The sequence below is a fragment of the Lysinibacillus sp. FJAT-14222 genome (genome assembly GCF_001278875.1).
In the GTDB taxonomy this organism is placed as follows: Bacteria; Bacillota; Bacilli; order Bacillales_A; family Planococcaceae; genus Lysinibacillus; species Lysinibacillus agricola.
In genome coordinates this window covers 1-9,326 of the sequence record NZ_LIYL01000062.1, presented here as the reverse complement: position 1 = coordinate 9,326, position 9,326 = coordinate 1, and the positions used below count along the sequence as shown (strand labels likewise).

Sequence of the window (9,326 nt, the reverse complement as noted above, 5' to 3'; positions counted from 1 at the left end):
TACCACAACATCGGAAACAGCAAAAGAATCTACCGCAACATCGGAAACAGAGAAAGAATCTACCACAACATCGGAAACAGCAAAAGGATCTACCGCAACATCGGAAACGGAGAAAGAATCTACCACAACATCGGAAACAGCAAAAGGATCTACCACAACATTGAAAACAGCGGTAGCATTTAACGCTACACTAGGAACAGCAAATCTAGAGTTGTATTTAAACTCTTTACAACAAGAAGTGCTTTCTGGAAAAACAGCCAATTATGAGTTGAATGTAAAAGTAACAGGCTCCCAGACAACTTTGACGAATGGCCAAATGGTTGTCAACTTACCGAAGCATCCAGAGGTTCCTATAATTTACCCGCAAATTCAAAACGGTGTTCCGAATGAAACATTAACGATTGATGGTGTGAGTCCAATCTATAATGCACAGAATGGTACTTTAACTTACAATTTCCCAGAATTGGTATCTGGACAAGTCTATAAAACCATTATTCAAGTAATTCCTGAACTAGGAAAAACGCCTGTTAGCGATAAAGATAAAAATATCAGGAATCTCGAATCTAATGCGAGTATTAAAGTAGATCAGTATGCGGAAGCTTTGGACTCCGGTAAAAAAACGACAATGGTCATTTCAAATGGAGCAGTGGGTATCTCTAAAACCTATACTAGTACAAAAAAGTACAGTAATAATAGCTGGACTTTGAGTACTGACGCTCCGGTTCAAGGGGACTTAGGTGGTTGGACGATTAAAGCCAGCATCCCTAAAACAGATGCAGGACTGAGCTATATTCAAGAAAATGGTAAAATCCGCATTGTCGATCAAATACCTGCAGGGCTCGTTTTTGATTCTACTTTACAAGACTCAGGGTTTACGGGTGTATATAATTCCTCAAATAACACAGTAACTTGGGAATTCGATGCACCAACTTTTGCTGAACAAGAACTAGTAAGTATTAATGGGAATTTATTTACAAAAGAGTTAAAGATTAATTTGAAATTTGATTCTAGTATCCCAGATTTCTCAACTATAACAAATACGGCAACAGCTACTTATCAGCCCTATAGGATTGGAAACATATCCAATATTAGTACATCAGGAAGTAGCGATATAATGATTGCAAGTGGTGGAGGACCCACGCCGGATGTTAATGGTCAGTATTACTATGGGGTGCATAGAGGGCCTTTGGATGGTAGTAGTGGGAAGATAAATAATGATAATAATAATTTAAATTATATACCAACTGTTACGGATGAGGCATATTTACGTTTTTTTAGTCCTTCGGTTATAGGCCCTTATGGGATGAACTATCGAATCAATTCAGGAGCTTGGCAAAATAACAATAGCCAGTATCCTTATCAACAAATAATAGATTCAGGATATAAAACCTATACGATGGAATATACCATTGACAGTAAATTAGATTTAACAGAACTTCTTTTGGTGAAACCTTATGAGTTCTATAATACATCAGTTGCAAAAAGACCACTTACACAAATACCAGATACATTTGTCCAATTAAAAATAAACGGTGTATGGAAATCAGAGTATCCTATTCAATTCCCAATTTCAAATCAAGTTGGTACAAACACAGGTAAATTGGATGTAACTCAATTTGGTAAGGATGGTCATGTCGAAGCTTTTCGTGTCATTTATAGAAATGCTTCAGGTAAAATGTATGGCACCGTTAATTCTTTTTATAATGTAGTAAAAGGTGCTGTAGGACAGACAGCCAATAGTGTAAAGAATTATTTTGAGTTAAATGATGGTACAAAAATAGAGCGTGAACCTATTGATGATTCATCACCTATGGGGAATCGCCATGTCAATATTGTTCAGAATTCAAGTGAGGATCCGCTTGTCCAATCTTCTATTCAGTTTGTAGATAGTGGAGGTAAGCCGTTAACAACAGGCTCAAACGTACAACGCGGGAACAACCGTATCCAAATTCAGTTCCAAAATAATGCTGCATCACAAGCGAATATTACAGGACCGCTGGAACTCGTTGCGTTATTACCAAAAGGGATCAACATATTGGACCAACCAAATATGTTGTACAGCAATAATTCAGTGAATCCGACATATCAAGTAATCGGTGAGGTTAACGGTCAACAACAAATCAAATTCACTTGGGATAATCAACGTTTATTACCTGGTGAAAAAATAACGGCAAACTTTGATGTGGATGTAACACGAACAGCGTTATCAAATCTAGAATTGCAAGTATATGGCTTCTCAGCGAATACGGGGCTGCAAGTACCTACTTCTCAAGGAAATGTTTATACAAAATCAGTTCTAGAAACAGATACGAATGATCTAAATCAAAACGGAAATACGACTCAGCCTCGTGTCAAGTCAGCTAATAAGTATTCGATTGTCAAGAACGATAACTTGCAAATTATGAAACAAGTAAAAGGTAGTTTAGACGATGAGTTTTCGTTATTTGGATATACAAACCCAGATGGAGATGTAACGTATCGTTTCAATTTAACTAATACAACGAATGAAATTATTGAGCAGTTTATGTTTCTAGATGTATTACCGTCAGTAGGGGATTTAGGAATTACGGATAACACAGAACGAGGTAGTAAATTTGAAACGACATTAAAAGGACCTATTAGTTTTGCGGGAACGAAATGGCAAGACCAAGTCACAGTTTACTACAGTATGTCCAAAAACCCAAAACGTGATGATTTATACGCAACAGTAGATTATTCGGTCGGTTCTACACCACAACCGAACCCAGCTGGTGCAGAGGATCCAAATTGGATGTTGGCAAGTGCGGTTACAAATTGGAACGATATTCATAGTTTCAAGATTGTCATGAATGATGGCGTCCAATGGTTAGAAGGACAAGATATTCAATTTGACGTAGAGGCAAAAGCGCCAGCCTTACCAGTAGACACGGCACTTTTTGACGAAAAGACACCTGAAGTGGACCGTGCTGCATGGAATTCCTTTGCAGTGACAACGAATGAACTTCTAGCTGTAGAACCCTTACGGGTAGGGGTTATTATGAAAGCGCAACCTGGATCACTTGAAATTACAAAAGTAGACGATCAAACAGGAAAAGTTCTCTCAGGTGCAACGTTTGAACTTCGGAAATATGAATCAGATAGTTCAACGCAGTATTCAGTAATAGCTAGTGGTACAACGGATGGAGTCGGGAAACTTTTACTTAAGGATATCCCTTTAGGTTCATATAAGCTTGTTGAAACGAAAGCACCAAATGATCATATGCTTTTAAGGGATCCGATAGACGTTAATATTACAACATCAGGCGAAGTGGTAAAACTGACAGTGAAAAACTCGAAGATAGGATGGGAGATACCAAAAACAGGCGGAATTGGGACCACTTTATTCTACGGAATTGGTGTATTACTTATGATAACCGCGTTATTCCTATTACTTCGCAAGAGAAGTCGAAATAAATAGATTCGAAAATTTATAGAGACGGTGAGGAAAAGAAAATGAAAAAAACGCTAAGGCTTTTACTAGCTTTTGTAGTAATGTTCGCAACATTACCGGGTATGTTTGCAAAGGCAGCAACCCCAACGAATGGTACTTTAACAATCCACAAGTATGAACAAGAAAAAAATGGAGCGCCAAGTACAGAAGGTGATGGTTCTGCAAATCAAACCATTCCTACAGATGCTAAGGCATTACCAGGCGTAACGTTTGAGATTAAACAAATTATGTCATTCAATAAGATTTCAAATGATGGAAAAATTGCAGAAGAATCTGTAACACCAGTAACAAATGCAACTCCGATTAAAGTAACAACAGATGCAGACGGTCAAGCTGTATTTAAAGATTTACCATTAGGTCGTTATGAAGTAAAAGAAGTTTCTGGTCCACCACATATTAATTTAAACCCAAATACATATACAGTCGATATTCCAATGACAAGTAAGAATGGTGACGTATTAAACTATGATGTTCACATGTATCCAAAGAACGAAATTAAACGCGGGGCAGTAGAATTAACAAAAAAAGGTGCAGAAGGTAAAGATCTAGCAGGTGCTGAATTCACTTTATTTAAAGCAGATGGCACAGCAGTAAAAACTGGTTTAACAACAGGTACTAATGGGAAAATTCGTGCAGAAGGTCTAGAATACGGTGATTACTATTTCCAAGAAATAAAAGCACCTACAGGATATGTTTTAGATTCAACAAAATATCCGTTTTCAATTCAAGAATCCGGTACAATTAATGCAGACGGTACGATTAAATCTGGTGTTGTCGTGCCAGTAGAAATTACAAACTATCTAGAACCAACAATTGATAAAAAGATTAATAACGATTTAGAGTTTTTACCAATTAATCCGTTAAAAGATTACAATTATGATATTAAAACGTTAATTCCAGAAGATATTAAGGATTATAAAAATTATGCAGTAACAGATACGCTTGATGATCGATTAACAATTCAAGGTACACCAGTTGTAACAATCGATGGCGTAGCAGTAGATGCAAGTGTTGTAGAAGTAACGGTAGATGGTCAAAAAGTAACAGCTACTGTAAAAGATTTTTCAAAGTTAGATGGTAAAAAAGAACTTCATTTGCAAATCAAGTCGCAAATTAAAGAAGAAACAGCGGCAGGAACAGAAATTCCAAATACAGCAGCAATTGATTTTACAAACAAAAACGACATAACAGGTAATAAGGAAACAAATCCAGTTATTGTAACACCAACAGCAGGAAGCATTCAATTAACAAAAGTGGATGGTGCAGACGGAAAAACATTAGCAGGTGCAGAATTTGAATTACGCGATAACGGTAAAGTCGTAGTATTAGGAGGGCAACCAGTAAAAGGTGTATCAGACGTAAATGGTTTGATCACATGGAACAATATCCCTTACGGAGATTACCAAATCGTTGAGACAAAAGCACCGACTTATATAAAAGATGATGGTACAACAGCTTCTTATCAACAATTAAGAGACCCAATTGATGTAACAATTAATGCAGATCATCAAAAAATTGAATTAGATGTAAAAAATAATAAGAGCGGCTGGTACCTTCCTTCAACAGGCGGTATGGGAACAATACTATTCTCTATAGTAGGTATTGTACTAATGGCTGCAGCGACATTTGTTTTCTTCCGAAGAAAAACAGTAAATAACTAATTATTTATATAGTTATACTTATAGTAGTTACATGTGAAAAGAGGAGAGCCATTCATTTCTCCTCTTTTCTGTATGTCAGTACATGGTAAAGGGGTCACTATGAAACGGAAGATTATTTTTGGATGTATTTTTTTATTAGGACTTGGTATTTTCTTATATCCTACCATAAGTAACTGGCTGGCTACGAGAACGCATTATTCTCAGGTTAGTTCGTATGATAAAACAGTAAAATCATTGCAAAAGAAAGAGCTAGAACGTCGGGAAAAAGAAGCGGATGCGTACAATAAACAAGTTCAAAATTCGAATCAAACATTTTCAGATCCATTCGCAGAAAAAGAAAAACGTGATGGGAAATCTTATGACGATGCCCTTAACATCGGGGATGTTATGGGGTATGTGGAAATCCCAAAAGTTAAGGTGAAACTCCCTATTTATCCAGGAACTTCTGAAGAAGTTTTAGGTCGGGGGGTAGGTCACTTGGACAAGTCTTCTTTGCCAGTAGGAGGAAAAGGAACACATACCGTATTAACAGGACATCGAGGTTTGCCTTCGGCATTATTGTTTACAGATTTAGATAAAATGAAGGAATCTGATGTGTTCTATATTCATTCCTTAGGTAAAGTCCTTGCCTATCAAGTTGATCAGATTAAAGTTGTATTACCAAGTGAAACAGAGGATTTACTCCCTGTAAATAATCAAGATTATGCCACACTACTTACTTGTACGCCTTATGGAGTGAATACGCATAGGTTATTAGTAAGAGGGCACCGCATTCCTTACGAACTGAAAGAAAAAGAAAAAGCGATCGCTTTAGCGCCATCTATGTTAGAAGATTGGAAGGTTATTGCCTCAATAAGCGCTATTGTAATAGCAGTAATACTCCTAAATTTCACGAAAGTTAGAAAGAAAAAGCAAACGAGTTAAATTGTCAAACATATAGAAATGTGAGCTTTGGGGTTAATAGATAATCGTCGATGTTTTTTATTTAAATAAGGATTGGGAGAAGTTTTAGAAAGAGAGTGAACGTTGATTGACAATAATAATAGAAGGAATATATCAAGAAATATTGGATGGAAGAAGACAAAGGATTTCCTCCTGGTACATGGAACTGGGATGTAGACAGAAAATTAAAAAGGAGGATAACAAGATATTTAATTGAGGATGTTTTAAAGTGGAGCGATGAGGATATTATAGAAAAGTGGAACTAGAATCACATCAAAAAATTTAAATTAACTAGTGTGATGCTGATTTATCGTGGTAGTCCATATGAAATGTTAAACGCAGCTTATTCGAATCGATTTGAACCATGGGAGTTGAAGCATATTCCTAGATGATTTTGGACATATGAAAAGAGTTTGGAAATGTTAAAAAAGATTATTGAAGAAAAAGAAAGTTTAACAGAGTTTCAATTACTAGAGAAGTATGATTTAAATTGGCTGGTGAAGAATAAGCTAGGTGGGGTATGTCCGAAGAATGATAGTCCGTATCAAATGTTAAATGCAGCATACCCAAATCGATTTAAAGAGTGGGAATTAAAAGTAGCACCTAATAGATTCTGGGAAAAAGAGAAAGAGAAAAAATATTAAGGATGAAATGGATAAATAAGGGATATCCATTTCGCAGTTATTAAAATGGGAGTGAGAAAATGGATGAAGCAAAACAAATTGAGTACCCTTTTAATAAATATTGGAAATGCAGTACATCTACGATGTTAAAAGAGATATATTTAAAAGAATTTGAAGCAGAAAACGGTAAGGATGTGTACTGAATGTATGAAAAGGGGATTATTCAGTACGATATTATTTGTTTTTGGATTAGGAGTATTTCTATACCCAACTGTTTCAAATTACATCAATCATCGTATGTATGAAGTAGTCATTACAGATTATGAAAAACAGATGGGGAAATTAGCAGATGTGGACATACGTAAAAAGTTTCAAGTAATGGCAGCTTATAACGAATCATTAAAAGGGTTAGCCATTCCTACGGCAGATCCTTTTAGCAGTAGCGACAAGAAAAATACAATGCTTGTCAATATGATAAAAGAAGATGATGTACTTGGTACCGTTAGCATTCCGAAAATCAATGAAGAACTTCCCATCTACTTAGGTGCAAACGAGAAGCATCTAAGCATGGGTGTTGGTCAAATTGGTGGAACTTCCTTTCCTATCGGTGGACCGGATTCGCATACTGTATTAGCGGGACATCGTGGTTATCATGGTGCCAAGATGTTCCGGTATCTCGATCAACTTGAAAATGGTGACAAATTCTATATTCGTATTTTAGGAAAAGAATTAACATATGAAGTAACGGGAAGCGAAGTCATTTATCCTAACCAAGTGGATAAACTCGCGATTGTGAAGGGAAAGGATAAGGCTACATTACTCACATGTGAACCTTACACGTCAAGTAAATACCGTTTACTCATTTATGGTGAGAGGATAAAAGAAGAAATACCTCAAAATGATACACAAGCTCATACAGAAAGTATCAAACAATCCCAAACACATGACTTTATCAAAACAATCGGTTTTATCATAATAGGACTGCTGGTTATTTTTATTGGATTGTTTGGGTTGCTAAGGAAGAAAAAATAAACCGTGAGAAGATATAAGTAAATTTCAAAAAGAGATAAAGGTGGATTGTCTAATGAATGTAGAAATGAATTGTATAACACTAAGATACCTAGTAGAAAATAAGAGAGCAGAAATGATTCAATTAACAAAACATTATATGCTCACTTCCTTGGAAGTTATTCGAATAAGTCAAGAATTAGATAATTTATTGAATATGTTACGAAAATGCGAATGACATTTAACTAGGTTTCCGAAAAGAATTATCCTCACATGAAACTAAAGCAAGATCAAACAAGAAAATTTATAAAAAACATTAGTAATTACTCAGTCACCCCTATGATTTAGCTGTTTAATATTTTTATTTTGCAGTTTAATTCCTTAACTTCCTAATGTTAAATATATCAACTTACGGAAGTTGACGTGTATGATCAACAAATCAGTTATTTTAAAAGCTTATGAAAAAGGGCCATCAACCTGATCATAAATGTCATACACTTTGCCAAGTGGAACATCCAGATCGTGTGATTATTCATCCTGTGAAAGTGTGCTAGTGTTGTCAATCATCATTTAGAAAGTGAACCTGTTAGCTCGAAAAAAGTACGACAAGTGCCAACATGTTTTGTGCAATGTGCATCTTCTTCGTGAATTGCACGGTATATTTGAACTAACGAAGCAAGAATGGGCACAAGAAATGGCTGATTTTCTTTTGAAAGTGAAAAATCAAAAGGAAACAGGTGAATTAGATGCAAAAAAATTGTCAACTTGCATCGAGAATGTGAAATTAAAAGGAGAAGAATCGAATCCTATTCGCCCAAAAGAAAAAAATACGTCCGCGGCAGACAGAAGCAAAGTCTGGCACGTAATCTCTTAAATCTCGATTTTGGCATTTATTCTCTATCCCGCTAATTCATTGTTTTTACAAGAATCTAGAATTGGAAGAATCCCTACTGACACTAATTAATAATAATAGTTCAGTTGCAGCCTTGAAGAAAACTTTGAAATTACATATTTTAGAAATGTTTTCGGGAATAATCGATGATGAATATTTTTAAAAAGAACTAGAATAGCACAAATACATGTAAAAATTGGTCTACAGACAAAATGGTATTTATGTGCTTTTCAAAATATATTTATAACGATTATTGAGATTATTGAAAAGAATCTTTCTGAAAAAGAACTTTATTATTCTAGTGTAAAAGCACTCTCAAAATTATTTAACTTAGAGCAACAAATAGTTCTTGAAGAATATGATAAAGAGATAAGTAGAATTAAAGAAAAATCAAATAAACAGGTAGAAAAAACTAAAATTCAAGTTGTGAATTCAACTGAAAATTTAGCAGCAATTTCAGAACAAACGAATGCAGCATTTCGAGAATTACATATTCATTGCACAGAAATGGTGGAAACCGTAAATGCTGGAAAAGAGTTATCTGCTTTAGCGGAGGAGAGAGCAGAAAATGGGAAATTTCAAATAAGTAAACAGAATAGTAATATGAAGAAGGTTCATAAGGCAGTCAAAATAATTTCCAATGATATAAAAGAGTTATTAAAAATAACAAAGGAAGTTCAAGGCATTATTGATATTGTAACGAAAATAGCTGATCAAACTAATTTATTATC

At 35.2% G+C, this 9,326-nt stretch carries 8 protein-coding genes and 1 pseudogene; all 9 read left to right on the top strand.

Annotated features, from left to right (window positions below; genetic code table 11):
* Nucleotides 1-3,436, top strand: a 3,436-nt coding sequence (locus AN161_RS25600; RefSeq protein ID WP_082340438.1) for a SpaA isopeptide-forming pilin-related protein, incomplete at its 5' end; no start/stop codon positions are given.
* 35 nt (nucleotides 3,437-3,471) lie between these two features.
* A complete protein-coding gene (locus tag AN161_RS25595; RefSeq protein WP_053597142.1) occupies nucleotides 3,472-5,130 on the top strand; it encodes a SpaA isopeptide-forming pilin-related protein in 1,659 nt (552 codons plus the stop codon).
* 99 nt (nucleotides 5,131-5,229) lie between these two features.
* Nucleotides 5,230-6,054, top strand: coding sequence for a class C sortase (locus tag AN161_RS25590; protein WP_053597148.1), 825 nt, complete (start codon nucleotides 5,230-5,232; stop codon nucleotides 6,052-6,054).
* A 437-nt stretch (nucleotides 6,055-6,491) separates the two neighbouring features.
* Nucleotides 6,492-6,716, top strand: coding sequence for a hypothetical protein (locus tag AN161_RS30835; RefSeq protein WP_053597141.1), 225 nt, complete (start codon nucleotides 6,492-6,494; stop codon nucleotides 6,714-6,716).
* 59 nt (nucleotides 6,717-6,775) lie between these two features.
* A complete protein-coding gene (locus tag AN161_RS31200) occupies nucleotides 6,776-6,898 on the top strand; it encodes a hypothetical protein (RefSeq protein WP_277815986.1) in 123 nt (40 codons plus the stop codon).
* A gap of 4 nt (nucleotides 6,899-6,902) precedes the next feature.
* Nucleotides 6,903-7,727 (top strand): class C sortase, encoded by an 825-nt coding sequence (locus AN161_RS25580; RefSeq protein WP_053597140.1) that lies wholly within the window; start codon nucleotides 6,903-6,905, stop codon nucleotides 7,725-7,727.
* A gap of 52 nt (nucleotides 7,728-7,779) precedes the next feature.
* Nucleotides 7,780-7,941 carry an aspartyl-phosphate phosphatase Spo0E family protein gene (locus AN161_RS27975; protein WP_075807367.1) on the top strand — a complete coding sequence of 54 codons (162 nt, stop codon included), beginning with the start codon at nucleotides 7,780-7,782 and terminating at the stop codon, nucleotides 7,939-7,941.
* Between the two features lie 339 nt (nucleotides 7,942-8,280).
* Nucleotides 8,281-8,577 (top strand): transposase, encoded by a 297-nt coding sequence (locus AN161_RS25575; protein WP_143115073.1) that lies wholly within the window; start codon nucleotides 8,281-8,283, stop codon nucleotides 8,575-8,577.
* Between the two features lie 444 nt (nucleotides 8,578-9,021).
* Nucleotides 9,022-9,326: pseudogene (locus AN161_RS30830) on the top strand (globin-coupled sensor protein); the annotation flags it as partial.

Excerpts from the sequence above, each read along its gene's own strand:
- AN161_RS25595 (WP_053597142.1), top strand. The coding sequence starts at position 3,472 with ATGAAAAAAACGCTAAGGCTTTTACTAGCTTTTGTAGTAATGTTCGCA.
- AN161_RS25590 (WP_053597148.1), top strand. The coding sequence starts at position 5,230 with ATGAAACGGAAGATTATTTTTGGATGTATTTTTTTATTAGGACTTGGT.
- AN161_RS30835 (WP_053597141.1), top strand. The coding sequence starts at position 6,492 with ATGTTAAAAAAGATTATTGAAGAAAAAGAAAGTTTAACAGAGTTTCAA.
- AN161_RS31200 (WP_277815986.1), top strand. The coding sequence starts at position 6,776 with ATGGATGAAGCAAAACAAATTGAGTACCCTTTTAATAAATATTGGAAA.
- AN161_RS25580 (WP_053597140.1), top strand. The coding sequence starts at position 6,903 with ATGAAAAGGGGATTATTCAGTACGATATTATTTGTTTTTGGATTAGGA.
- AN161_RS27975 (WP_075807367.1), top strand. The coding sequence starts at position 7,780 with ATGAATGTAGAAATGAATTGTATAACACTAAGATACCTAGTAGAAAAT.